Source organism: Candidatus Mycoplasma haematominutum 'Birmingham 1' (assembly GCF_000319365.1).
Classification (GTDB): Bacteria; Bacillota_I; Bacilli_A; order Mycoplasmatales; family Mycoplasmoidaceae; genus Eperythrozoon_A; species Eperythrozoon_A haematominutum.
This window is the reverse complement of the sequence record NC_021007.1, coordinates 253,157-278,908: the sequence shown is the minus strand read 5'-3', so window position 1 is coordinate 278,908 and position 25,752 is coordinate 253,157. Positions and strand designations below refer to the sequence as shown.

The window sequence follows — 25,752 nt, the reverse complement described above, 5'->3', positions numbered from 1 at the left end:
TCGACTCAATATTATGAGCTCAGTATTGGCTCTTTCAGCTTATATTGGACTCTCATTTATCTGGGATTTAATAATTAAGGGTTCAGATGCAGTTAGTGGAAAATTCCCTAGAGTTATTACTGCAATACTTACCTCAGGAATTCAGTTTGCATTTTTAAATTGACAGCCTCAATTATTACTAAAAGCATTTAAACTTCAACTTTTAAAGAACAACTACTCTTACTGAGCAGCTACCTCTCTATACCCTAAAAGCAAGAGGGCTCTTTTCGGGCTTAAATTTACCGTAGCGGGCGTTTGCCTGCTAGGGTTTCTCTCCTCTCTTTTTATATTTGCATTGGGTTGCGGACTTTCTTCAGAGGCTATAAAGAATAGCACCGGGGTTGACTATTATTTTGATAAGTGATATGCCCTTGCTGGGGCTGTATTGCTTCCTACATTGAGGGCTTTTACCTCATTAGTGTATATACCTAACTGAAGTTACAGATTGTTTTTCAGAATTTAGTATTGTGGCAGCTTTGCTCCCCTTTTTTAATAGTCAAGACAATAATACTACCCAAGAATTTATAGGAGGGGCGCTAGCAGTGACGATTTTGATACTACTCTTAGGACTATATTATAGGTGCAGCATTGAGAAGGCCCAAACTTATCAGAGATTACCTAAATTTACATTTTTGGTATTTCTCTTTATTAGGTGGGTAAAAAAGAGTTCACTTCAGATGTTGGGGGAGAGATATAAATTTGCAATTCCCTTTCTTATATACATAGTCTTTTATTTTTGAGGCACAAGTTTAGTGAGTATGTTTGGATTTCGGGGAATAGGGGCTGTTGCACTAGTACCTCTTAGCATTTCCGCTGTGGTGTTTGCCGGTACTGTAGGAATAGGTATTTCTGCAAAGGGATGAGGTTTCTGTAGAGAATATTTTGTCTGAATGAAGTGTAAGGGCAAAAAGGTAGTTCCAATTCCTGATGTATTGAAATTACTTGGAGAGTTGGGCAAAGTTGTTTCACTGGGACTTAGACTCTGGGGGAATTATTTTGCAGGAGCACTAGTATTATTTTTAGTGAGTACTTTTCTAGAATCAGTAAAAACTAGTGCAGGACTTGCAGGTTCTGCCTCAATCTCCTCTATTGCTTCATTTCCACTTCACTTCTATTTTGATGTCGTAGATGGAGCACTTCACTCTATGATTTTCCTACTTTTAACTCTTTCGTATTGGATGATGGCCAAACACGTCGAACATGGAAAATAGCCGCTGACAATGGTGGACTATCATCATTAATCCAAGACTTCATTAAATTCTTCGTGGCAGCATCTCCACAGGTAATAGTTGCACACATACTCTCCTCTATCTCAACAATAGTGTTCATTGTCTACTTTTTTTGAAAACCTACAAATAAATTCATAGTAAAACAGAAGGAGAAGTTGGATAAGGCACACACAGATTTAGCGACTGTAACTAAAGAGACTAGGGTAGCTTTAGGGGCACTTTCTGAGAGAAGGGAGAATTTAGCAGCAGAGCATACTAAGTTCCTGTCAGAGAAAGATGAGAGAGAGAAACGCATGATAGCCCAAAAAATGGAGGAGATTGAAAAGGAGAAACATGCAATTCTGAGAGAAGCATCTTTAAGGGCTAAAGAGATAGAGTTGGAGGCAAAAAGGACAGTTAATGATAAGATAATTTCCCTATCTGTAGAGTTAGCAGAAAAATTAATTAAAGCCTCAATAGATAAAAAGGTGCAGTCAAAGATTATTGGTAACTATCTAAGTGAGATAGATACTGCGTTTCAGAAAAATACCTCTCACCAGAAGAAGAGTTAAACTTAGCCAATAATGGCTAAGGGAATAGAGCAGAGTAGGGAGAGAATTTTGAAATTTTCTTCAGCTTTAATTTCTTGCTATTCTGAAAAAGATGATTATTCCAGATTGTGCGAAGAAAGCGAAAGTTTACTCACTTTTTTGAGATTGTATCCTGCATTTTCAGCTTTTCTGGAATCCCCCTCAGTTAATAATCAAAAAAAGGAAAAATTTACAAGAGAATTAATTAGATTATTTGCATTTCAACAAAAATATTTGCCCTCTACAATACTGTTATTAATCCAATTTGAATTAATTAATCACTTGGTGTTATTTTTAGAAACGTTAATAGATAAATTAGAGTATTTGTTAAGTCTGAAGTATATAAAAGTGCACAGTTCTGATAATTTGAGTAGTGATCAAAAATCTAAACTGGAGAAAACTTTAATTGCACGATTTGGAGAAAACATCAAGCTAGATTACGTATTATCTTCCGAGATGATTGTGGGCATAAAACTCGAATATGATGATGCTGTAATGGAGTGTTCGCTTTCCAAAAAATTAAGCGATATTAAAAAACAATTTCTTAGATAGAGATGTCTAAACCTAGTCAAAGATTAGAGGAGTATGCAGACATTCTTAAGAGATTAATTCAAGATAATGAGGAAGCTCTACGAGAAGAGGAAACTGGAAAGGTGCTTTCAAATCAGGACGGTATTTTAATTCTTTCAGGACTATCAGGCTGCTCTCTGAATGAAGTGGTGCAGATAGGGGATGAACGTATTGAAGCTTTGATACTTGTGTTGAGGGAAAATAGTGTAGGTGCAGTGGCACTAGGTAATTACTACAAAATTGCAGAAGGCATGACTGTTGTTAAGACAGGTAAACAATTTTCAGCACCGTTTGGTGATGCTCTGCTCGGTCGAATTGTGAACATATTCGGTGCGCCTATAGACGGGGGCGGAGCGATAGTTGTAGAGGGTTGAGCTAAAGTTGAGGATGCAGCACCGGAGGTGATGGAGAGAAGTTCTGTATGTGAGCCTCTCTATACCGGAATATTAGCTATAGATGCAATGATTCCGATCGGAAAAGGGCAGAGAGAGTTAATCATTGGAGATAGACAAACTGGTAAGACTTCACTAGCTATTGAGGCAATAGTGAATCAAAAGGGCAGAGATGTTTACTGTGTTTTTGTCTCTATTGGGCAGAAAAACTCCAATGTATTTCAGATTGCTAGGGAGATAGAGAGAGTAGGTGCGTTAAATTACACCACTATGGTTGTAGCAAGCGCTTCCGATTTTCCAGCCCTGCAATTTTTAGCACCTTTTGTGGGTATCACTATTGCTGAATACTGAATGAGAAAGGGTAAGAACGTTCTAATTGTTTACGATGATTTAACTCAGCATGCAATAGCCTATAGGACTCTCTCACTATTATTGAACTTTCCCCCCGGGAGAGAAGCATTCCCTGGTGATATTTTCTACCTGCACAGTAGACTATTGGAGAGAGCAGGTAAACTTTCCAGCGAGAATGGAGGAGGCTCTATAACAGCTTTACCTATCATTCAAACTCAATCTGATGACATTGCAGCTTATATTCCAAGTAATGTAATTTCCATCACAGATGGTCAATTATTTTTAAAGACTAACTTATTTAATTCTGGACAGAGACCAGCAATTGATCTCTCAAATTCTGTCTCTCGGGTTGGAGGTGCCGCACAGGAGAGTGCAATAAAGAGCATGACTAGTGATCTAAAACTCTTTGTCTCTCAATATTTTGAATTACTAGAATTTTCAAAGTTTTCCTCAGACTTAAATGAAGAATCTAAGAAGGTTTTAGCTATTGGAGATAGAATTTTACCTATATTAAGACAAGCTCCATTAAATCCCTATAGTCCCCAAGATGAGGTTTTGCTACTGCATTTTATTTCAGCCAAGTTGATACTGGAGATAGAGAGGGCTGAATCAGTTTCAGTAGTATGTCGTCGAGCCCTAGAATTATGGAGAACCCATAGATTGTATAAATCGTTGCCGTTGGGAGAAAAGATAGGAATTGAGACTAAAGCTGAATTAACTCAGCTTTTTAAGAGCGCTAATAGAGATGTTTCCTACTCTTCTGGTAGAGAGCTAAATATTTAACCTTCCTACTCCCCTAGGGGGAGATTCAGGTAAAGAGATAACTTAGTTAATGGGAAATTTAATACATATTTCCAGAAAAATTAAAGATATGAAATCTATTTTGAAGATAGCTGAAGCTTTACAGTTAATCTCCCTAACTAAGTGAAAAGGGTATATGCAAATGTTTCAGGAAGGAGCGGATTACAACGCAGGAATAAAAATGTTATTTGAAAAATTCTATTCAAGTTATGAACATGACCATAAGGTATCTAACTCTAGATTTAATTTAGGCGCTGCACTAGTTCATAAATTTTTTCTCTGAATAGTAATTGGTTCTGATCTATCTCTCTGCGGCAGATTCAATAAGCAAATAGTTGAAAACTTAATTGAAAATTTCGACACTAAGAGAAGTTATCTGATAGTGTTTGGTAAAAAGGTGAAATCACTATTGCAGAATTATCCTAAGATAAGTGAACGTATCATTAGTTTCTATGATTCTGAATTACCTCAGTCAGAATTAGTGAAAAAAGTGGGTGAAATCACTACTCTACTACTCCGAGAATTTATAAATAGAGGATGCTACTATCTGAGGTTATTGTACAGAGGAGTTGATAAATCCTTTAAAATAGTAAAGCTATTACCTTTTACTGATCAGTCAGAATACTTTAGGAAGAATAAAAGAAGCGTAAGATATGAGTCTTACGATTATAGAATGAAACCCCTAGATAGTGTTATTGAATTATTTCCTACATATGCTGAGCAGGCTCTCCTCATTGCGTTAATGGAGTCAAAGATAGCTGAACATGATCAGCGAAGAGAGATAATGAGCAATGCAATTAAATCAGTAGAGGAGAAACTTGCAGAATACAATCTAATATATCAAAAAGCTCGTCAAGCTACAATTACACAGGAAATTTCAGAAATTACAGCTGCACTGAAATGTAAAACCTAGTGGATTACTAGGAATTTTTTAGAGTGGTAGGGGGCTAAAAGCCCCCCCCTCTTAAAATCCTACAACCTTAGTTATTCAAATTCATCTATCTCTAGTCTTTCTATGGTATTTTTATCTTCTTTTTTTACTAATAATTCGGCCTGAGTCTTGCCAAGAAGGGTTGTTACTTGGGCTCACAGAGAAGAGATAAATTCTTCAGAGGTAAAAGTATCAAATCAATTGTTTTTTAGTAACTTAAATACTGTTCTAATTGTCTTAGAAATTTGCTTTTGTAGATTCTGGGAGTATTTAAATTTTGTGCAATTTAGAATATGATCCTCACTGTTTAAGAGCGATAGTTCCCGGCTATCTGTTAGCTTTAGGCTTAAGTCAAAATCTATAAATTTGAGAGTATTCTCCTCTACTATCGGAGGGGATGATATTTTTAGCAGGAGTGTGAAACGTTTTTCAGGTTTCAAGGTAAGAGATAAATTAAATCAGTGTTCCCTTCAAAAAAAGAGAAAAATAGGGTGCCGATTCGTGGAGACGGAATATTTTCTAAATTTATAGAATTTTTCTCGTTCTCCACCAGAGTCAACTACCTCCTTAATTAGCTCAGCTTTAAAAGGGGGGAGGAAAAATACCCAGAGGGAGGGATTTTCGAAAATGCAGTAATGCTTTTCAATAGTTTTAAATAAGTTTGCATCTTGCTTGTAGACATGAATCATTAATTGTCTTTTGTTTTTATTCACTAATTCTGAGATATTTTTTTATGCATTAATTTTATGGGGCGATTAATGGGATTCGAACCCATACATGCCTGGACCACAATCAGGTGTGTTGACCATTTCACCATAACCGCCAGAAAAACCGAGAATAGAGCTAAAATTTACGATAGTTTAAAAAGTAAGCTTTTAACTACATTTTTATTGTCCATTCACTAAACCTTACTTCTTTTTTTCAAAGTAATAGGTCTAATCTAAAAGTTTAGATTTTTATTATTTTTTTACACTTTTTGGCTAGTTAAATAGTCGCTCTGGAGTCAGGCTATATTTCTCAAATTTCTGGACCTATTGTGGATATGGTTTTTCCACTGAAATCTCAGCCTGCAATCTATGAAAAAATAGAGATATCTAGAGAAATAAAACTAGATGGAGTTTCAGCTGTATTTGAGGTAGCTCAACTTTTAGGTGATGGAAGAGTAAGGACAATTGCATTAACTCAGACAATAGGTTTAAAAAGAGGAATGAAAGTGATCAGAACCGGTGCCCCTTTGAAAGTTCCAGTAGGGCTCCAAACTCTGGGAAGAATGTTTAATGTAGTTGGAGAAACTATAGACAATTTACCCCCTCTACCTGAAGAGGGGTTGGAAAGTAGATCAATTCATGCCGCACCGCCTAACTTTGATCAACAGACTGAAAATATAGAGCTCGTTGAGACTGGTATAAAAATCATTGACTTATTAATTCCATATGCTAAGGGAGGGAAAATTGGATTATTTGGAGGTGCAGGAGTAGGAAAAACAGTAGTTGTACAGGAATTAATTCACAATATTGCAATAAAACACGGAGGACTCTCTATTTTCGTAGGCGTTGGCGAACGTTCTAGGGAGGGGAATGACCTTTATTTCGAGATGTTGAATAGCGGAGTTTTAAAAAATACTGTTTTACTTTTTGGTCAGATGAATGAGGTACCCGGCGCGAGATTAAGGGTAGCTTTTAGTGGTTTAACTATGGCAGAATATTTTAGGGATGATCTCTCAAAAGATGTACTTCTATTTGTTGATAATATTTTTAGATTTACCCAGGCCGGTTCCGAAATTTCAGCACTATTAGGGAGAACTCCCTCCGCTGTAGGATATCAACCTACTCTTGCATATGAAATGGGAAAATTACAGGAGCGAATTACCTCTACGAAACGCGGTTCTATAACTTCAGTTCAGGCAGTATACGTACCGGCCGATGACTTAACAGATCCAGCACCTGCAGCTATCTTCGCCCACCTAGATGCGAAAATTGTATTAGACAGAAAAATAGCTTCATTTGGACTCTACCCAGCAATTTCTCCCCTACTCTCCTCTTCTAACTTGTTAGTACCTAGAATAGTAGGAGAAGAACACTATGCTATTGCCTCAGAAGTGGTTAAAGTACTCCAAAAATATGAAGAATTGCAGGATATTATCTCTATCTTAGGTATTGATGAACTTTCAGATGAAGATAAAAAATTAGTCTATAGAGCGAGAAAAATTAGGAACTTCTTCTCTCAACCATTTTTTGTTGCTGAAAAATTTACGAATATTCCAGGAAAATATTTAACTAGAGCAGAAACACTAAAATCTTTCAAAGCAATACTAACAGGAGAGGTAGATAGCTTACCTGAGGAAGCTTTCTTCTATGTGGGAGATATAGAAGATGCGAAGAAAAAAGCTGAAGAGATCCAAAGGGAAAAGAGAAAATTAAGTTAGAGATTAAAAACTAAGTTATATGAGTTCCCTTAAGGATTTAAGACAAAAAATCAGTCTAAAGAAGTTTCATAAGAAGATAGATGATTTTGAGGAGAGAATGATTGAGAAGATTAAGGAGGGTTGAACTTTAATAGCTAATAGAATCTCAGAGAAGTTAAAGTCTGATGCACCTAAGAAAGGTAAGAAAGCGGAAACAGCTAAAAAACCTCTAAAGTTAGAGAAGAAGGACGCAAAGAAAGCTAAAGCAACAACTGCTATTAGGCCTTCGGTTAAAAAGTCAGCTGTTCCTTCAACTTCTACTAAAGGTTCGGTTAAACCAGCTATTACAGTCAAGAAGTCAACTCCTAAGCCTCCTGCAAAAACATTAAGTAAGGTTCAACCTAGCTCTACAGAAGTGCCTCCACAGGTGGAACAGTCTCCAGTTGTGAAAGTAGAAGAGGTAGATAAGTCCAAAAATAATGTCGGCGCTAAATCTTCTAGCCCTACCGCTAAGTCGGCTGCAATAGACTCTAAAAAGCGGGGCCGACCGAAAAAAGATGAAGGATTTGCAGTTTTGAAGCCTAGGTCGATGCCACCAGTTTCTTCTAAGAAAGCAAAAAATACCAAGAAATCTAAGTCTAGATAGTTAACTTCACTTAAAGGTAAAAGTAGGTAGACTTCTTATCTCGTTTAAGAGATAGGAAGTTCTCCCTGAACTTTCTAATAGTTTAGTATGTCTGAGGTAAAACTTTCGGACCATCAAAAGGAGATTCTAGACCATTTAGTGCATGATATTTCCACCATTTGCATTGATAGTAAACTCAACTGGACCGATATAGAGAAACATAATGTTAGGGAGATGATTTGGAGGGAAATATTTTTTCACTCGGAGTTAGGCAATGGAGAAATTGTGCGTTCCGACGCTTTATTTGGAGAGTATTTTCTAAAAATATTACCTGAAAAAGAATTGAATAAATATTGAAATCTAGAAAACTATCTAAAGGATTTGACGAGGAAGCAAACTCAACTTTATAGGGAGTCAGAGGATCTCAGTAAAAAAATTGCAGCTATGGTGCAGGAGAGGGAGGCGAAAATAACTGAGGGAAATGAGAATTACAAGCAAGCAGCAGAGCATCAACCTAAAGGTGATGCATTAACTGCAGAAGAGGAAGAATTAGAAAAAGAATGAGATGAAATAGGCTCTAAAGCTTCCGGGGAACTCAATAAAGAAAAATTACAGGAACTTATTCAAAAACAATATGAATTAAATAACAGAAAAGCAGAATTTGAGAATATGTTTTCTCAATATTTAACTAAGGAGGAAGAGATAAAAATAGAAATTTCTTCCTACAGTAAACAACTAGATAAGTATCATGCTAATTGAAATAAATTAAATAGAGAATTAATTGAAATTTCAAATCAGGTAAGTGAATTGCGACGAGTGATTATTGAATGTCAGAATCAAAAGTTGATCGAATTGCTAAAAAAGTCTAGCTAAATTTTCTCCAGACGGAGAGGGTAATTAGTCTAGAGCTTTATAGTTTAACTGACAGAGTTGTCACGATTTGTTACAGCGCCAGAAGTCTCTCTGAATTACAATTCTTCAATTTTTTTAACCCGAATATAAAAGATTGTCTAGCCAAACACTTCAGGAAAACTGAACTTGAGTTTTGAGCTGAATGCATTTCCTGATCGTCTGAACTAGAAGCCTTGCCCAAAGATATTTTGAGAGATACAGTGTGCAATCTGGGTCAATATGTATTAAGCGGAGGAATTTATTTCAAGATATTTAGGGAAATTCCAGGAGATGCATTTAACTTTCCCCTAGAGAGATCACTTCATAATGACACTTTGAGAAATTTACAGAGATCAGCTTTTGATCCTAGTTTAAGTGATAATTTAATTCAGTCAGTTTTTAAATTTTCTAGTTTAAATAGATTTTTAGAGAGGAGGAGAGATTTCTATCTTTGTAATTGAGAGCTAAATGAAGAGCCTACTCAGAAAATTAAGATATTGGGTAATCGAACTATAAATTATCTCAGAAATTGAGTTGAGGACGCAATACCCCATTTTGATAATTTTGCAGAGTCTAATTCTTTTTTGATAAACCGAAGTCTAATATATCTATACTTGGATTCAAGAAGCTATCTAAGTGATGAGGTTGCCCAAAAAATTTATTCGATTTATATGGAAGGCATCGAAAATTCCCTACCGAATTTCGAAAATATTACAAAACTAATTGCATTTAATCCTAGGTTGAATATTGAGTACGCTCTCAATCTATCTGATTTTCCGGAATTTCAGCTTTGTTAGCTAGGAAAAACTAAATCAAGCTGTAGTATTTAAACCCCCTTAAAGGGGGTGTGAAATTCCGTAACCTTTAAATACTTAAAGGGTTAAAAGTTTTGGCACCAGCTAGGGTTAGTAAATATGAGTTTTTCTCACCTGAAGAAGTTATTAGAACTTATTTCAGGGAGTTTGCAGGAAGTATACAGAATAAGTCCCACTCTAAGGCATTAGAGTACGCTCAAAAAGTAGAAAAATTAAGGGCGCATTTTGCTACTTTTTTGGGAATCGAAGACACTCATTTAGTTTCGTTTCAATTTAACCAATATTATGTGAATCGTCTTATCTTTAAATATTTAAAAATTGATGCTAACTGAATAATATTTAGCGATGATTTAGAGCTTAAAACTAGATTCTCTGAAAATCAAGTGTACTCATTAGAAAAATTATTAGACCATTCCAACTGCAATCATAAAAACAAAAGTTTAATTTGAATTAGTAAGTTAAAAAACATTAATCTAGAATTATTTGAGGCAGTTAGAAACTTTAAACATCAAAATAAAGGGACTCAATGTTATGTCTTTCTCTCTCTAGATTATCTGCTATATAGCTCTCCTGAGATTAGTGCATTTTTAAGAGAATTTTCTTTTTTAGTGTTTACTCCTAGTGTGTTATTTCAGGAATATGGGATTGTAATATTTGCATTCAGGAAGGAAATCAGCTTAATTCCTATTTTTATGGGAAGCGGAGCTGCTCAATTTAATAGGGAGACGAAAAAGTTGGAATTTAAAAAGTTACCTCATTTACTAGAGATAGGCACGCAAAATATTATTTCACTAATAATTTTGGAGCGTTACTTCTTTTTTTTAAGCACTTCATTTGAACAGATTTCAGCACGATTAAGGGGGACTGCGTTGAATTTCAATTTGAGTGAAAATTTACTACCTAAATAGTTATTTGAAGAAGCCTAGATTACTTCTAAAGTTAAGCGGAGGAGCCGTTTGCGGCACTGAAGATATATATAGTGAACAAAAATTAATCTCCCTAGCTATTCAAATTAGGGAGCTATCTCAAAATTATCTGATAGGAATTGTTATTGGAGGAGGAAACATCTGAAGGGGCAAGGAGGAAAAGTTAAGTTTTTTATCAGTTCATGAACGAGACTATATTGGAATGATTTCTACGGTCATGAACGGCTTCGTACTGGAGAAAGCCCTAAAAAGCCTAGGGGTGGCAACTAAGTTATTTTCAGCGCTAGAAATTGAGAGAGTGACAGCTCGATACGATATTACCCTGATTGATAAATTGATAAATTCAGGGGAAGTGTTAATTTTTGCTGGGGGACTAGGAGAGCCTCAGTTTAGCACTGATAGCGCCGCAATAATTCGAGCAATAGAAATAGGAGCTTCACAGATACTTATTGGAAAAGAAGGAGTATCTGGTATATATAACAAAGATCCAAATGTATTCTCTGATGCAACCTTTTACAGTGAATTAAGTTATGACCAGCTAATTCGAGAAAATATTCAGGTATTAGATCAAGCCTCCCTACAATTAGCTAAGAAAAATAATCTAAAACTCTTAGTCTTTAATCAAGAAGTAGAAAATTGTTTTATTAAAGCTTTAAATAGGGAGATTCCACTTTCAGAGGTAAGTTAAGACTTGGGAAAGAAATACGCAACTTCAAAGTCTGTCACTTCTGACATTAGGGATTGAAGTGCTGAGTTAAGTCAAGATTTCCAAAAAATTAAAAAGAGAATGAATGAAAAATTAGAGGAGTTTAGTATCTCTAGATTAAATCCTGTGCACTTTTACTCTCTAAAGGTAGAAAATGAAGGAGTGATGCAAAATTTGTCAGAATTAGCTGCTATTAATTTAGAAAAAGCTAGGGTACTTTTAATTAAGCCTTACATAGCCACTCAGAAATTATTACATGAAATTGAAAAAACTATTAAGAAGGCTAAGCCTAACATAACTATTAATTTGAAAGATGGAGAATTTAAATGTACAGTTCCGGAACCTACTGCAGAAATAAGGGAGGAAAAAATTAAAAATAGTAAGCAAGTAGTGGAAGAAGCGAGAATAGCACTCAGAAATAAGCGAAAGGAATTGCAGAAAAACTTTAAAAATTGGTACACTTCAGATAATGAGAAATTTTCCAATAGAGATTTACTAGAGCAGGAAATTTCTAAATATCTTGCTGAATTAGATGTAGAATGGACTAAAAAGGAGAGAGAATTTAGATCAATTTAGAAGAAGTGAAAGGTTAAGATTTTCTTTTTAGTGCAAAAAATTTTCACTAGTAGACTTACAACTCTACTTAATTATCTTTAGGGAATAACTTAGGAAGCGCCCCCTTTTTAGGGGGAAATTCTTCCTTAAATTAGAATGCTTTCCACTATTTGAATTTCTGTAGATGAAAAAAAAGAGCGTATGAGACATACTGTGTGATTATTTCTTTTTTTCATTTTTATTTTGATTGTGCTATCTTTCATAAATGCTCCCTCTATTGGCTCTCTATCTTCACATGGAGTAACTTTAAGATGGACATTTGCAGCAATTTTGATACTTCCTGGAATTTTTCTAGTCTATAAAAGTCTGGATGAAATATTGCTGCTGATCGTACCGCCAAAGATGTATTCAAAAACTAAATTACACAGATTTGTGCTGACTGGAATCACTTTAGGTCCCCTACTCTTTTTAGGAATTGACCAATTAGCTTCCTCTTCTAGCAGCTCAGGTAATGGAGGCAATAACTCTAAGGAAGCAATTGGGAAAATTACACATTATTTTGGCTTTCAACTTTATTTTTTAGGAGTTAACTGAGTAGGTTGAAAATTTCTCTCTAAGTTTTTACTTTCCGGGCTTTCAGAGAAAGAAAAAGTCGGCATTCAACGCTCTGGGGGAAAATTATTGAGATGACATTTTTTAGGTTGAAGTACTTTTTTTCTACTTTCCCTTTATTTTCCCATTTGGGTAGTAATTACCTGCCTCTGCCTTACATTTTTTAATAATTCTTTCGCATTTATATTTGGGAGACACTTCGGAAAAACTAGATTTTCTAAATTTAGTTCCTCTAAAACAGTGGAGGGCTTTTTTGCCTCTCTAATAGTCTCATTCATCTGTTTCAGACTGTTTATGTTTGGAATTTTCGAAACAGAAAGTTTCAAACATAAGGAGTTATCTTGTGAGCTACCTACCTGGTTAATTTGACTTTGGATACTAGGTGCCTCTATATTAATTCACCTGGGAGATCAATCTTTTAGTGTATGTAAGAGAATATTAGGGTATAAGAACTTTGGAAGGATGTTTGGAAGGCAGGTGGGAGGCTTTTGGGATAGATTTGATAGTCTTGCACCAGCCCTTGTATTTTCTTCAGTGGTTATCTGAATTTTTTATGCAGCTAAAAACTCTACGATCGGGATTCCCTAGGAGCATCCTGTAGACCTATATAGGAACCTAAAAGTTTTTCTAATTGAGTTGCACTCAAACTTTTAAGTCAAGCAACTGTTGAGAGAATTTCCGTTTGGGAAACTAAGGAAGCTTTATTCGCTGCATATTGTTTTTTTAGTCAATTGACCCCATCCACCATATTTTGAACATCATAGTAGCAATATTCCTTCAATAGAGCACTTATCTTAGTTCACTCTTTTAAATTTCTCTCCGACTCTCCTTTAATTCAATGGGAGGGGGATAATTGCTCATTGCACAGTCTTTGAATATTGTCTATATTAAATATTTCTGCATAAAAATACAGATAGAGTAGGGAAGCAGTCCTTCCTTCCTGCACTCATTCCAGTTGATCGTACTGCTTTCTCCCCTCCACTTGAACTACACCAGCTAATTTTTTGAGAGTATGAGAGCCTAAGAGAGGTCCAATAAGATTTAGGGAGCTGTAAGCAGAAAGTCTAAATCAATCACTTAAATCAACTGTTAACTCTCGTATTAGAATGCAGAAAATAGACTTGGGACAATCCCGCTCACTAAAAACCATTTGACTTAGCTTAGAGAGTCAGGTACATTCAAAGGTTTTGTTGAATGCAACATATACGACCTTACTTTGAAGCTGTGCAATTAAGTTGTCTAGTGGTTTTCTACTGTAAGCGTTTAAGTCAATTTCCTTATTTATAGGCGCAACTAACTCTTGAATGCATTCAGTATAAAAGTCTTCATCACTCGAAGCCGGATCTTTTATTAAGTCTCTCTGAGAAAATAAGCTTTCTTCCCTAAAAATCTGAACTGAAAGTTGAGTAAGCATATTCTCTCAAGACTCAAAGTCATAGTAAACTTTTCACCTAACATTGAGTATCTTGTTTTTAAGTAATTCCTCTCCCTCTCTTGAAAAAATAGAGGAGTTTAATTTTCTCTCTTTATTTTTTTTGAGTTTCGAGTACCAAAAATAAAACTTAAAAAATTTTCAAAATTAGGGGAATCTTCCCCCTTGCTAGATAATTGATCTTCTAGTTTTTCAAGAATAGAGAAGGCTTTGCGTATATCAATTAGAGGGGAACGCAAAATCGGATATTTAGGAAACAATAGAGAGATTCCAGCTTTGAAAAGTTTGCCCTCAATAGGAAAAAGTTTGGAATTTCTAGTTTCTAAATAGTGGGTTTTCAGAGAATTGATAGAGAGAAAATTACCTCAATCAAGACATTTATATCAGTTAGAAACTTCTAATTTATCAGGTAGCGAGCATTCCATTCGTTGCGCCAAATCATCTAATTTTTTTAAGCGAGGCACTATCTTCGTTTTGAATGAATTTAAGTTTGCAATAAATTCAATTTCACTATCAGAGCCTCCTTTGATAGCATTCGTGTCTACAGTATAAAATAGATGCTCCCATTCAGCCTCAGTTAAAAATTCTGAGAATATAGATGACTGAAAGTGAGGTTTTGAGAGCCCCAAAGCTTTGTAAATTGGACAATAATTTGCAGCAGCAGAAGTTAGGGAGTTAGGTTTCATAATTAGAGGGAGTGTGAAATAATAATTTATCTCTCCATTATTAACTACATGGAAGAGAGCCGTTTCACTAAATTCAATAGAGAGGAAATTTCGAAAAAAGTAATCATAGAAAATGAAAGCTCCGAAGAAAGATTTTCCAGTATTTTTAGAGTGGGTTTGAAGTAGCAATGTAAAGCTTTGTTTGTAATAAACGATTGCAGCGGGCTGTAATTGTATGGGTCTATAGAAATTCTCTATTTGCACTTCAATTAGGGGATTTAGAATAATAGCTTTTTCACGACTTAAAATTCGATTTTTTATAAATTGAGTTCACGTTGCAGCATCTCCCTCGAATGTTCAGGTATCCAACAGTTGAAGTCCAAAATTGCGCAATAAAGTTTCTCAATATTCACTTTTTTTATGTTCTTCAGCTTTTTTATTTAGTTTCTGCAGTATTAATTTTTTTTGCTCTTCCCTAGTGAAATTGAGTCCATAAAAATTCATAGTTGATTCACTATTTGCGTTCGTTTCTAACAGCTCTAAAATCTCTTCTTTCTGTAGAAACGCACATTCTAGAGGCACTTCAAAAGAGTGCTGCAAAGCGTGATAATTCAGTGCAAAAACTTTTGAGAGCTCCTCTCTCACTAGGGCAAAAAATTAATTTTTTCTGACTTTATTCCTAATGAAAGTTGCCGCTGGAATTAAATAATCTAGGAAGAATATTTTGTAGATAATTTTGCCAGTTTTAACTCTTCTTGCCTGAGCCCTAGCTTCACGTTCAGCATTTTTTAAAGCTTCCCTTTTATCTTTATAGTGTCGCAATTGCAGTGAATAAATTCAGTGAAGTTCTTTTCTGTAATCAATAATTGCAGTGAATAATATCTTGTATTTGTCTGCTCCAGCCTTTCTCGGCACTTTTAAAAGTTCAACTTCAATGGCTTCCCAGTCTGTAATTCTGCCCTCTCTGTCGATAGTTTTAAAACATACTAGGTATCGACTTCTAGAGCCTAATTTTTTATTTTTAGTAAGTTTCGCTAAACTCTCACCAATCAATTTACCTTTAATTAACTCTTGAAATTCAGCCTTAGTTGACCAATTGTTATATTCCTGTAGATAAGACTGATAGTAGGAGGATTGAGCGGCGAGCACCTTTAAAGTTTGGAGCTCCAACTCTCGATGATATTTCTCCTCGAGCGGAAAAGAGATTTTTTTTCACTTTCCGGTCCACTTGTCAACCATAACGGTTTTTAGAGATTTTCTCTCAACTTTTCGATTTAAAAGTCTTGCATTTTCCTTTTCCAGAGACTCCCTGGAGGTTTTAATATAGTCTCTGAGTGAGATAATGATATTAGTTCTGGGATAAAGCCTCAAATCGTAAACTCTATAGCCTTGCCTTCCTGATCGTTTAAGGTAGTCTTTGAGAATATATCAAGCATCTTCCTTCCGTTTAACTCGATTTGATTTCTCTCTCTTTTTTTTCGCAACAAACCAGAATGTTGCTATTACAAGCGCAACAGGTACAACGGAAGCGAAACCGCTCCCTAAAGAGCTTAAAAAGAGGGAGGAGAGCATCCTCCCTACTTTTTTAAGACTCTGGGTGTTTTAGGCTGTTTTTACAGTAGGATTAGAACCGAAAAGAAATAATGTATTGAATTTTTTAGTGCAACGAGACTTCAATCTATTTACTCTGCCCTTAGATATTAGCCCCTTGCTTTGATGACTATCTAAAGTTTTATACAGTAGAGAAAGTAGATTTTGCTTTTCTGTTAAGTTAATTTCTTGCGGGGTGTTAGACTGCTCTCTTGGAAAAAGAGAGGAAATTTGCTTTTTAATTAGTTTTCTACTTTTTCTGCGTAATTCATATCTCTGCATTTCTTTTTTATGGGCTTTCTTTCGGGAAAGAGACCTTGGTTTTATCTTGACTTTAGCCATAAGTTCTATTTAAATATCAGCGAAATTATCCAGAGGAATCTAATTCACTTGCTCTGAAAAAATCCCCCCCTCTTTCTAATATTTATGAAATAGAGAAATGCAATATACTCAGCACTATAGTTAAAAATTTCAGTGACTTTTTTCTTTCAATTATCTGACAATTCTATTAGTTCAATTACCTTAGAGTAATTTTTAGGAATTTCATATCTAATTAACTCAAACAATCTTAGGGATAGAGAGATTAACTCTATATATTTGTCAAAGGGCAGTCCAATAAGATTCTCTCTTCGGTTATTGCTAGAATACTTTTTTAATACAGTTCAGTAGTATGCTCGTTCGAATGAAGGTAATTCTTTAGGAAGATAACTTTTAATTTCTTTTTTATCAACTTCTAAAAAATGGTTATATTCGATCATATATAGAAGGGAACAGTTTACAAAATCTAACATACTTCTCCTTGGAAATTTTTGAATATGATTTCTCCAGTGAAAATTAGAAAGCTCTCCCATATTCTTCTTTCTATTTTTATATAGAAAAGAGGAAGTTGTAAATAAGAATAGGGAAACTGTCAATATTTTCTCACTATATTTCTTAAATATACGATTTCTAGCAGGATAATTTTGCTCAAAGCAGCACAGTAAATTCTGATATAGATTATTTTCCTCCAGTTTTAATCTAAAAAAATCTTTTTTTATTCGCCTAGGAGAGAGGGGTCTACTCCCTCCGACATTTCTCTCCATACCCTAAAATTTTAGAAATTTTAGCATTTTAGATTAACTTAACTCTCAGGTAATCCTACCAAATTCTCCCTTTCTAACTAGATTAATGAATTTCTCTTCAGCTCTACCTAAAGATAACTCACCTTTTTTTTCTATTAACTTATATTTAAGAGCTATATTTTTTAAAAAAGAATAGTAGTCTAGAGAATTTAAATCAGCAAGATTAATTCAATTTTTTAGTCTTGTAGGATGTTTTTCTAATAGGTAGTTAAAGCCCCATTCTGAATAGTTAATAGCACTATCAGGAGTTGTGGGGAGAAAATTGAGTAATTGAAGTAGTGCTGCTAAATTTTTATCAGCTTTATCTGGAAAAAAACCAGGACAGTCATAAAGCAGGAGATTCGTTTGCGGAATTTTATGTCTTGAGATACCTCTAGTAGTCCCGGGCTCAGCAGTTCGCTTAGCTTTCTGCTGCTTAACTAGTAAATTTATAAAACTAGATTTACCGCTATTAGCCCCTCCCATAACTACAATAGAATTAGTATTTTCTCGAGGATTAAGTTTTAATCCCGAGAGACTTGATTTAAGAAGTTTTATTATTTTGTGCCTAGCACTAGGCTGGAAGAGATTAAAGGCAGTATTAGATTTACTCTTCTCTACCAGGTCTGCCTTAGTAAAAATAGACAAAACATGTTTTTGAGGTCATCTTTTCTTGATTTCTCTTAGATATAGGGATTCTAGTAGGGGAACTCTACTATCTGTTAGTAAAACTATAAGGGAGATAAAGGGCATGATCTTAGAAATATATGTAAGAGATTTGTGTAGATGGAGAGGATAGTATTTTCAATTGTTTGAAATTTCTGTAATTAGTGACTAAATTAGACTACAGTTATTTCGAAACTCATATCCATTTCGGTGCCGATCAGTTTAGGGATAAAGTAGCATCTCTACTTCAATTAGAGCCTCGATTTCAATTTTTGAATGTAGCTACCTCTCTTCCTGAGTCCTATTTGGTAGTGCGGCAGTCAGAAAAGCTAAGAAATGTCTACTGCGCAGTAGGAGTCCATCCACTATATATCAGTAAATTTGAGGAAGATTTTGATGAAACCTCTAAAGCGCTTCAAAAATTAATACTTGAAAATGAAAAAATTGTTGCAATAGGAGAATGTGGGCTTGATTTCTACAAGGTAACTAGAGAGGCTTCACTCGAACATCAAGTCAAGTGACTGAAAATGCAGTTAGAACTAGCTTCTAAATTTGAGTTACCTGTAATACTGCACCTGAGAAATGCCCACACTGAAGCTTTAGAGGTATTAGGAGAATATAGTCACCTTAAGTTAATTATTCACTCATTTGATGGAACTGCTGAAGAATTAAAAAAGTTTCAGCAAATTTTAAAGAGATACTATATTTCTCTCTCTCCCCTAGTATTTAGAAATTTTCAAAAATTTCAGGAGCTAATTCCTTTAGTGCCTGAGGATCGTATTCTCGTGGAAAGTGATGCTCCATTTCTAGCTTCCGGTTCAGCAATTTGTAGATCTCTAGTGAGGATAGTTTCAGAGGTCAGGGGGACTCCCCTGGATAGAATGAGTGCCCAAATCTATAAAAACAGTCTAGAGGCTTTTAACTTATTATCCAAAGTTTAAGTGGTTAAAAAGATAGGATTGAAACGCAGAATTGCACCTACTGAACCCAATTGACTCTTAGAAGTGATTAGAGAATCAACTAGCGATCCTAGATTAAATAAAAAAACTCCAAGAAGGAAGAGAGTATGAGTGCTAATAGTAAGTTATAGAATTCCCGGAATGGGAGTAGCCTTGAATATTCGAAAACGTAAGTCTCTATGCAAGAGAATGTTCGAAAAGTTGAACCCCAAACAGGTTTTACAGAGCCGGTGCCCTCCCGAAGGAGAGCCTATTTGTGGTTTTCATGATGATCTTGATGAACCTGCCAGTTTGAGAAGATTACATGATCAACTAAAAATTGCAGTTATTGAAAATTTTGAAGCTTTCTTGGGAACAGATTTAGGGAAAAAAATACAGGAGAGACGTACTTTTTCAGATAACTTAACTCTCTTGTTGAGGAGGTTGCAGGCACTCTAAAATTTGGAAATATAAAATTTAAAATTTTAGTGCTTTAAGGTGATTAGCGAGCCCAAACATCAGAGACTCAGGGTAAATAGACTTACCTCCCCCAACGAACCCCTTAGGGTTCGAATAATTGGACCTACAAAGATTTTTGCAACAGAAGATGTAGAATTTGTGAAGCTAAATCTATTTGATGGCTTAATGCAGATAAATAAGAGGTATGCAGCTGTTATAGAAAAGTTAAAGGGAGGAGAAATTAGGTTGAAGTTAGCCTCACCTTCTGTTGCTGGAAAGGCTGAAAAAAAATATTCCGTCTCTCCTGGTTGAGTGATAGTTGCACATAATTTATGCGAGATTCTAGTGAAACACTGTGAAGAAATAACTTAATTTTTTATGGCTAAAGAGATTGCGAAAAAATTTTTTTTAGATTATTTTCCACAATATAGATCTCAAATTAGGGCGTTTAAGAAAATTTTGGTAGGTTTCTCCAATCAAATATTTAAGGCAACTTTACTAGATGGTAGAAGCTATAAGGTGAGGGTGGCAGAAAATAATAATTTAATCTCCCGAGAGGGGGAGATAGAGGTACTTAAGTGGGTAGAAGATCCTAACCTAATCTACTATGAAGAATCTACTGGGAATGCAATTTACAACTGAATTGAAGGGGATCAACTTAGTGTGAGATTTATTAATGAAGAAATGTTACAGAAAATAATTGAACTAGCTGAAAAGTATCATAAAGTTCCTGTAGATCAACTGCAGAATGTTCCCACTCATGACCATTTTGATGCAGCCTCTAAGGTAGATAAAGACAGGATAGAATATAGACATTATTTCCCCATTTACAGGGAATTAGTGGAAAAGTACAGGGATTTACCCTTGGTGTTAACTCACAATGATATAAGTTTAAAAAACTTAATTTACGATCCTGACTCAGGAAGTGATGAATTAATACTTATAGACTATGAGTGAGCAAGGTTAAACACCATTTACTGAGAATACGGTAACTTTATTAGGGAAAGTTTACTCTCTAAGGAAAAAATTGTATTACTCTCCAAACTACTTAAACTGGAGGAAAATATTTTGATTGATTTTGCATTTATCTCTACATACTATTCCTGACAATTGAGTTTCAATTGAGATCGATCAGAGCGACTGGAAAAATATAGATGCAAACTAATAGCTCAGCTGGAAAAATATGAAGGTTGGAGACATAAAACCTCCCTAATGGAGTAAGAGTCTAATCTATGAGGGAGAAGTCTCTCCCTAGAGTATTAATTGTAGGAGCAACTAATGTAGGTAAGTCTCAACTTTTTAATAGGTTAATTAGAGATAGACATGCAATAGTACTAAATAGAAATTCAATTACTAGGGATTTAATCTGCAGGAGAGTTAAGTTGTTTAACTCTCGGGAAATAATACTGATAGATAGTGGAGGATATTCAGAGTCACTAATCGCTCAATTTCAGGAAGAGGTCAACAAGTTATTAATTGAAGAACTGAAGAGAGCTACTGCAGTTATTTTTTTATTCTCCAAGATCGAGGGAATTAGACTTGTAGAACACAAGATAGCTAAGTTAATACACAAGCATTCAACAGGAGCTACTCTTCTAGTAGCTAACAAACTTGACTCCAAGAAGGGAGATGAGCTCTGGAAGAAACACTCACTCTCCCTAGGATTTGGAGAGCCTATTTTGATTTCAGCGGAACATGATATAAACATTCAGGAGTTAATAGAGAGGATTGAGGAAGTTATAGGTAAGGGCACTAGTTGGAGTCTAGGGTATGCGGAAAAAGCGCCGGCAAAGATGGGAATAGTTGGAAAGGTAAATGTAGGTAAATCTTCTCTTTTAAATGCATTACTCTCTATTGATCAGGTAATAGTCTCTCCCATAGCAGGCACTACTGTAGATTTAGTAGAGTATACGATAGACCATAGGGGAGAAAGTTACCTATTGATAGATACTCCTGGTTGGAAAAAAATGAAAAAAGAGGGAGTAAAAAATGAACAGTTAGAACACCTTTCTTTTGTTAGAGCACAAAAGGCTATTAAGATTGCGGAAATACTCTTATTTGTAGTAGATGTATCTAATCCTTTAGACCATCTAGATGAGAAAGTGGCTAGGGAAATCTTTAAGTCTAATCTACCTACAGTAATAGTTGCTAATAAGTGAGATATACTGAATTACTCTAATACAGTAAGGAGAGAACACTATGAAAAGATAATCAGAGAGAAGTTCTACTACCTTGTTTGAGCTCCTATTGTTTTTGTAAGTGCTAAATATTCTGATAATTTAGACAAAATATTTAAGGCTCTAGCAAAAGTTAAGAGGGAACGGGAGAGAATGTTTACGCAGGCAGAACTTGAAAGCTTTCTGGGTAGAGCAAATCTGGTGTTAGCTGATGCTCCTAGGGAGATTTCACTAAGTCAGATGATGCAGGTAAAATCCTCAATACCTACCTTTGTAGTTAAGTGCTCTAATCCTGATAACTTAAGTACTCAGCAAATGAGGTTACTGGAGACTCAGTTTAGGAATAATTTCAGTCTGATTCACTCTCCTATAACGATTTACTATAAAAAGAGGTAGTTTAAGGCTGTAAATAGTGTAAAATAGCTTTTGTATGACAAAAAAGGAGCTTATAGGGATTATTGCAAATAAGGTAGGATTGGACCATCAGAGCGTCTCAGGAGTGTTGAGGGAGTATCAGTATTTATTGCTTACCCAGTTAAAGCAAGATGGTAAAGCTACTATGATGGCGCTAGGTGCGCTGAAGATTGCAACCAGAAGTGCCAGAAGTGGTTACAATCCTGCTGTTAAAACATTCATAGATATTCCAGCTAAAGAAGTACCTAGATTTGCTGCATCTAAAAAATTAAAAGACTTTATTGCTGGAGATAAATCAGACATTTTTTCCTTCGAGTATTAACACCTACTAGGTGTAGTTATATTTGTCCAGAGAGGGGGATAAACCTCCCCTCTCTTTTCTGGAGGGAGAAAAGCTCAGGGAGATACTGAAAAAGGGAAGTGAGGTACTCTTGATTAATGCAGAAGCTCATTTAATTGAAAAAGCAGCTAAACTAATTGAATCAATGAAGGAAGATCTCATAAAGGTAATGAATATGCCTCTAAAGAATGTAGATGTATTTCACTCTAGGGAAACTTTAACCTTGCAGGAAATTGAAGACTTTTATAGTAACTGAGAGAAGGAAACTAAGAGGAGCTCAAAACTGTCTAGGTAAACCTTAGACTGTAATTTTTCTTTTCACTACAGGGAGAGTATTCGTAACTCAAAGTTATATAGGGTTTTTAGCACACTTCGGGGAGATAGCTATAAAAAGCTTTCCAAGTTACCTCCCGCTGTAGTAATTGAAGAGTCAGAAGATTGAGCTAAAGAGGCTAGAACAGCCTTAAAACACTCTAGATGCATTCGAAGTTATGTAATATTAAAACCTTCTACCTCTAAGCCTGTTTGGAAGCTAACCTATACTCTGAAGAATTCTATATATGTTCAAGATAAACTAACTACTGGGGCTTCAAACTCTCTTTTAACTCACTATCCTCCCTTTTCCTCTACTGTATATAAGTTGTTGGAAGAAGGAGGGGCGATTAAGCTGTATTCCTCTTCACTAGATGAATTTGGAATGGGTTCCCTAGGACTATTCGGGAATAAAGGTATTGTAAGAAATCCCCACTCTCCTAGGAGAGTTTGTGGTGGTTCTAGTTCAGGCTCAGCTTATTTAATCTCTAAAAAGCTTGTTGATTTCGCTATCGGTACTGATACAGGAGGTTCTGCGAGAACTCCTGCATCTTATAACTCCATATATGGGTTTAAACCTTCTTACGGCGCGGTTTCAAGGGAGGGTATACTACCCCTAACCACCTTACTAGATACTCCTGCAGTACTCTCTAATTCAGTAGACATTATTTCAAGAGTTTTCAGTGTAATTTCAGCTCCCGATCTCTATGATATGACGACCTGAAAGACAAAGAAGATTGAGTATCGTAAGTGCGCTATAGAACCATATAGAGAGCTCCAGAAACCACTAAGATTTGCGCTCCAAAAAGGAGTGAAGGTAAGATTTCTAGTCTTAAAGGAAGTTATGGATTACCCTCAGCGGAGTTTAAGTCAGCAGGAGTCTCAGATTCGGAAAAGTTTCCTAAATCTAGTTTCAAGGTTGAAGTGCACTCCCGACTGCGAGATATTAACTGATTCAATTGAATGGCCTCCTATACTTCTCGCAGAATTGGTATACAAGATAATTGCATATAGTGAGTTGGTTACTCACTACTTATCTCTGAATAGTATATTGGTTCCCTGGGATAAGGAACAGGAAAGAAGGGTAAAACTGCAGAATAGGGAAAAAAGAGGTTCAGAGTATATTAAGAGATTGAAAGTGGAAAGTTCCTACATTGATAAGGCTGCAGAGGTTAGAGCTCGATTTGGAGATGAAGTAAAGATCAGACATCTGATAGGATACTTCTTTTTGTATAGATCTAACTATGAAAAAATATATCTTCAGGCTAGAAAGATAGTAACTCTATACTTTGAGAAAATGTCTCAAATATTATCTAGAGGGGGAATTTTGCTCGCACCTGCAACTAATAACATAGCACCATTAATTGAAAGTAGTAGTACAGATTATGTAACTGATATAGCTCAGTCGATTTTACTTCTAGCTAACTTTGCCGGTACTCCCTCTATCTCAATTCCGTGGCTACATTTCAAAGTTAGAAAAAGTCTAGAGACTGTATATATAGGATTGCACCTAACCTGCAAGTCTAGAGAAGATAGATACTTACTTTCAGCAGTATCATATCTAGAGCGGAATAAATTACTCTAGTAGAGTTGGCAGCACCGATTACCGCAATGCTTGATATACCTGATGCATTACTTCAGCTATCGGAGGAGAAAGAGTCAGAGAGGACTGATGTAAGACTCAAGCTGGGAATAGAGTTGCACATTGCTGTAGACTCTTCCTGAAAAGCATTCTCTAGAACAAAGGTAGACTCTAATTCTTTTACTTCATTAGGTCTCTTAGGTACTCTCCCTCAGATAAATGTAGGTGCAATCAAATCAGCACTGAAGGTAGCCAAAATGCTTAATTGTGAAGTACCTATTCAGCTTAGTTTTGAACGGAAGTCCTATTTTTACTTCGACCTACCGAGAGGTTATCAGCTAACTCAATATTTAAACCCTATGGGCAAAAATGGATACATATATTTACCAAAATTCTCTAAAAAGATAAATATCTACTCTGTTGCACTAGAAGAAGATACAGCAGCCTATACAGAAGAGAAGGGAGTATATACTCTCTCTCCAGACAGGCTAGGAGCTCCACTTATTGAGATATCTACCCAACCAGATTTTGAAACCATAGATGAATTAATTGAATGTGTCAAGTGAATTAGATTACTCCTTTTCTATTTGAGGGTTACTAAAGCTGAATTTGAGAAGGGAAAACTTAGGGTAGACTTAAATATCTCTCTAGTAGATAGGGAAGATGCTGCTTTAACTGGTAGAGTGGAGGTAAAAAATTTAGCTTCATATAGTGCCATTAGCAGTGCTGCTAAGGCAGTGAAGAAGTTTCTGCTGCGAAAATTAGAGTCTCAAGCTGAAGATGTGATGCAGAATATTACGTGCAGTTGACTCTCTGAGGAGGAGAGTCTTGTAGTTACTCGGGAGAAGAAGAGCGGCGCTGATTATTTCTTTGTTCCTGAGAGTTCTATTCCCATAATTAAGTTAGATAGAGGAGAATTAAGAGAATTAACTAAAGAATGCGATCAAAACTATCTGACTAAACTCTATGAGACTATACATAGTTCTACATTAGCAGATAGAGAACGAGAGGAGATTACCTCAAGCTATAACTTCTTTTGAGACTGCCTCTCTTTCTATAAGGTGGTAGACCATTGAGCAGATGCTTTCTTCATACTAAAAATGGTGCGTTCAGAAGGTTGGAGAGAAGGGCCCCATCCAGAGGTGCTTAAATTTCTTTCTGAGTTAGTTAAAAAACATAAAGAGCAGAAGATTAAAGCACAGATTAGCTTTAATAAGTGAAAACTAAAGGAGTGTATTGGGAAAATTATTAAATCAGGATTGAAGGTGCAGGAAGCTAGTGAGTTGTACTTCTCCCTCCCTACAATTAAGGCCGAAGATATAGAGAAATTCTGCAGGCAGGTCTTTCTCTCTAAAACAGAGACTTTACTGAAACTAGTAGATAGGGAAGATAAACTTTCTTCCTATTTACTAGGTCAGGTGAGGTCCAACTTTAGGGAGCAGGTAGAGATGTCAGAAGCTCAGGAAGTAGTATCTAAAAATCTCTCCAACTGAAGGGAAGAATTTTTAATACCTAAAACCAAACAGGAGGAAGAGGTGAAAAAAGTAGGGGAAAATGTAACCAAGAAAACAGAAGTGCCTAAACAGGAAAGAAAATTAAAAGACAAGCAGAAAGGTACTAAAAATAGTTAAATTAATATAGGGTTATTTTGTCTAGGTAGA

30 protein-coding genes and 1 tRNA gene are annotated in these 25,752 nt (G+C 35.6%); 23 read left to right on the top strand and 8 right to left on the bottom strand.

Annotated elements, in window-relative coordinates:
- Positions 1-13 precede the first annotated feature (13 nt).
- From MHM_RS01495 to MHM_RS01470, 6 genes are read left to right on the top strand one after another with little or no spacing between them, the layout of a single operon-like run.
- Positions 14-502: a hypothetical protein gene (locus MHM_RS01495; RefSeq protein WP_187286212.1), complete on the top strand. Its 489-nt coding sequence runs from the start codon at positions 14-16 to the stop codon at positions 500-502.
- A 4-nt stretch (positions 503-506) separates the two neighbouring features.
- Entirely contained in the window at positions 507-1,250 is a 744-nt protein-coding gene (locus MHM_RS01490) for a F0F1 ATP synthase subunit A (RefSeq protein ID WP_146222366.1), read from the top strand.
- Positions 1,214-1,819, top strand: a complete 606-nt coding sequence (locus tag MHM_RS01485; protein ID WP_015511667.1) for a F0F1 ATP synthase subunit B — start codon at positions 1,214-1,216, stop codon at positions 1,817-1,819. Before MHM_RS01490 ends, MHM_RS01485 begins: the two co-directional genes overlap by 37 nt.
- A 12-nt stretch (positions 1,820-1,831) precedes the next feature.
- Positions 1,832-2,389 carry a F0F1 ATP synthase subunit delta gene (locus tag MHM_RS01480; RefSeq protein ID WP_015511666.1) on the top strand — a complete coding sequence of 186 codons (558 nt, stop codon included), beginning with the start codon at positions 1,832-1,834 and terminating at the stop codon, positions 2,387-2,389.
- 2 nt (positions 2,390-2,391) lie between these two features.
- The gene (gene atpA / locus MHM_RS01475; protein WP_015511665.1) at positions 2,392-3,933 is read left to right on the top strand and encodes a F0F1 ATP synthase subunit alpha; all 1,542 of its coding nucleotides are present in this window, start codon (positions 2,392-2,394) and stop codon (positions 3,931-3,933) included.
- A 49-nt stretch (positions 3,934-3,982) separates the two neighbouring features.
- Positions 3,983-4,864, top strand: a complete 882-nt coding sequence (locus MHM_RS01470; RefSeq protein WP_015511664.1) for a F0F1 ATP synthase subunit gamma — start codon at positions 3,983-3,985, stop codon at positions 4,862-4,864.
- Positions 4,865-4,935: 71 nt separating this feature from the next.
- On the opposite strand, the gene MHM_RS01465 is transcribed toward MHM_RS01470, so the two are convergent.
- Together MHM_RS01465 and MHM_RS01460 are read right to left on the bottom strand one after the other, a co-directional pair.
- Positions 4,936-5,595, bottom strand: coding sequence for a DUF402 domain-containing protein (locus MHM_RS01465; protein WP_015511663.1), 660 nt, complete (start codon positions 5,593-5,595; stop codon positions 4,936-4,938).
- Positions 5,596-5,629: 34 nt separating this feature from the next.
- Positions 5,630-5,705: transfer RNA gene (locus MHM_RS01460), tRNA-His, on the bottom strand.
- 174 nt (positions 5,706-5,879) lie between these two features.
- On the opposite strand from MHM_RS01460, the gene atpD reads away from it, so the two are divergent.
- From atpD to MHM_RS02840, 8 genes are all read left to right on the top strand, one after another.
- The gene (atpD, locus tag MHM_RS01455; RefSeq protein ID WP_015511662.1) at positions 5,880-7,307 is read left to right on the top strand and encodes a F0F1 ATP synthase subunit beta; all 1,428 of its coding nucleotides are present in this window, start codon (positions 5,880-5,882) and stop codon (positions 7,305-7,307) included.
- Positions 7,308-7,326: 19 nt separating this feature from the next.
- The gene (locus MHM_RS01450; RefSeq protein WP_015511661.1) at positions 7,327-7,932 is read left to right on the top strand and encodes a hypothetical protein; all 606 of its coding nucleotides are present in this window, start codon (positions 7,327-7,329) and stop codon (positions 7,930-7,932) included.
- Between the two features lie 87 nt (positions 7,933-8,019).
- A complete protein-coding gene (locus tag MHM_RS01445; protein ID WP_015511660.1) occupies positions 8,020-8,784 on the top strand; it encodes a hypothetical protein in 765 nt (254 codons plus the stop codon).
- 212 nt (positions 8,785-8,996) lie between these two features.
- Positions 8,997-9,599, top strand: a complete 603-nt coding sequence (locus MHM_RS01440) for a hypothetical protein (protein WP_043902104.1) — start codon at positions 8,997-8,999, stop codon at positions 9,597-9,599.
- Positions 9,600-9,691: 92 nt separating this feature from the next.
- Positions 9,692-10,525, top strand: coding sequence for a hypothetical protein (locus MHM_RS01435; RefSeq protein ID WP_015511658.1), 834 nt, complete (start codon positions 9,692-9,694; stop codon positions 10,523-10,525).
- 4 nt (positions 10,526-10,529) lie between these two features.
- Positions 10,530-11,231 (top strand): amino acid kinase family protein, encoded by a 702-nt coding sequence (locus MHM_RS01430; RefSeq protein WP_043902201.1) that lies wholly within the window; start codon positions 10,530-10,532, stop codon positions 11,229-11,231.
- 3 nt (positions 11,232-11,234) lie between these two features.
- Positions 11,235-11,825, top strand: coding sequence for a ribosome-recycling factor (locus MHM_RS01425; protein ID WP_015511656.1), 591 nt, complete (start codon positions 11,235-11,237; stop codon positions 11,823-11,825).
- A gap of 135 nt (positions 11,826-11,960) precedes the next feature.
- A complete protein-coding gene (locus tag MHM_RS02840; protein WP_015511655.1) occupies positions 11,961-13,004 on the top strand; it encodes a phosphatidate cytidylyltransferase in 1,044 nt (347 codons plus the stop codon).
- On the opposite strand, the gene MHM_RS01415 is transcribed toward MHM_RS02840, so the two are convergent.
- The 6 genes from MHM_RS01415 to MHM_RS03060 form a co-directional block, all read right to left on the bottom strand.
- The gene (locus MHM_RS01415; RefSeq protein WP_043902102.1) at positions 12,985-13,830 is read right to left on the bottom strand and encodes a DUF2779 domain-containing protein; all 846 of its coding nucleotides are present in this window, start codon (positions 13,828-13,830) and stop codon (positions 12,985-12,987) included. The genes MHM_RS02840 and MHM_RS01415 overlap by 20 nt on opposite strands.
- A 98-nt stretch (positions 13,831-13,928) precedes the next feature.
- Positions 13,929-15,158: a hypothetical protein gene (locus MHM_RS01410; protein ID WP_015511653.1), complete on the bottom strand. Its 1,230-nt coding sequence runs from the start codon at positions 15,156-15,158 to the stop codon at positions 13,929-13,931.
- A 12-nt stretch (positions 15,159-15,170) separates the two neighbouring features.
- Complete coding sequence (locus MHM_RS01405) at positions 15,171-16,085, bottom strand: DUF5385 family protein (protein ID WP_015511652.1); 915 nt, start codon at positions 16,083-16,085, stop codon at positions 15,171-15,173.
- A gap of 30 nt (positions 16,086-16,115) precedes the next feature.
- A complete protein-coding gene (rpsT, locus tag MHM_RS01400; RefSeq protein WP_015511651.1) occupies positions 16,116-16,445 on the bottom strand; it encodes a 30S ribosomal protein S20 in 330 nt (109 codons plus the stop codon).
- A gap of 5 nt (positions 16,446-16,450) precedes the next feature.
- Positions 16,451-17,185: a hypothetical protein gene (locus MHM_RS01395; protein ID WP_015511650.1), complete on the bottom strand. Its 735-nt coding sequence runs from the start codon at positions 17,183-17,185 to the stop codon at positions 16,451-16,453.
- Between the two features lie 33 nt (positions 17,186-17,218).
- On the bottom strand, positions 17,219-17,689 hold the full coding sequence (locus MHM_RS03060; RefSeq protein WP_245529192.1) for a GTPase: 471 nt from the start codon (positions 17,687-17,689) through the stop codon (positions 17,219-17,221).
- A gap of 344 nt (positions 17,690-18,033) precedes the next feature.
- On the opposite strand from MHM_RS03060, the gene MHM_RS01385 reads away from it, so the two are divergent.
- Genes MHM_RS01385 through MHM_RS01345 form a run of 9 tightly spaced genes read left to right on the top strand, consistent with a single transcriptional unit; the run spans position 18,034 to position 25,722 of the window.
- Entirely contained in the window at positions 18,034-18,810 is a 777-nt protein-coding gene (locus MHM_RS01385) for a TatD family hydrolase (protein WP_015511648.1), read from the top strand.
- Positions 18,811-19,266 (top strand): hypothetical protein, encoded by a 456-nt coding sequence (locus MHM_RS01380; protein WP_015511647.1) that lies wholly within the window; start codon positions 18,811-18,813, stop codon positions 19,264-19,266.
- A gap of 39 nt (positions 19,267-19,305) precedes the next feature.
- A complete protein-coding gene (locus tag MHM_RS01375) occupies positions 19,306-19,638 on the top strand; it encodes a hypothetical protein (protein WP_015511646.1) in 333 nt (110 codons plus the stop codon).
- Between the two features lie 6 nt (positions 19,639-19,644).
- A complete protein-coding gene (locus MHM_RS01370; RefSeq protein ID WP_015511645.1) occupies positions 19,645-20,487 on the top strand; it encodes a phosphotransferase in 843 nt (280 codons plus the stop codon).
- A gap of 11 nt (positions 20,488-20,498) precedes the next feature.
- Positions 20,499-21,839 carry a ribosome biogenesis GTPase Der gene (der, locus tag MHM_RS01365; RefSeq protein ID WP_015511644.1) on the top strand — a complete coding sequence of 447 codons (1,341 nt, stop codon included), beginning with the start codon at positions 20,499-20,501 and terminating at the stop codon, positions 21,837-21,839.
- Positions 21,840-21,873: 34 nt separating this feature from the next.
- The gene (locus MHM_RS01360; protein ID WP_015511643.1) at positions 21,874-22,179 is read left to right on the top strand and encodes an HU family DNA-binding protein; all 306 of its coding nucleotides are present in this window, start codon (positions 21,874-21,876) and stop codon (positions 22,177-22,179) included.
- A 22-nt stretch (positions 22,180-22,201) separates the two neighbouring features.
- The gene (locus MHM_RS01355; RefSeq protein WP_015511642.1) at positions 22,202-22,492 is read left to right on the top strand and encodes a hypothetical protein; all 291 of its coding nucleotides are present in this window, start codon (positions 22,202-22,204) and stop codon (positions 22,490-22,492) included.
- A gap of 3 nt (positions 22,493-22,495) precedes the next feature.
- Positions 22,496-24,094 carry an amidase family protein gene (locus MHM_RS01350; RefSeq protein ID WP_425393237.1) on the top strand — a complete coding sequence of 533 codons (1,599 nt, stop codon included), beginning with the start codon at positions 22,496-22,498 and terminating at the stop codon, positions 24,092-24,094.
- Between the two features lie 5 nt (positions 24,095-24,099).
- A complete protein-coding gene (locus MHM_RS01345; protein ID WP_245529191.1) occupies positions 24,100-25,722 on the top strand; it encodes a glutamyl-tRNA amidotransferase in 1,623 nt (540 codons plus the stop codon).
- Positions 25,723-25,752 lie beyond the last annotated feature (30 nt).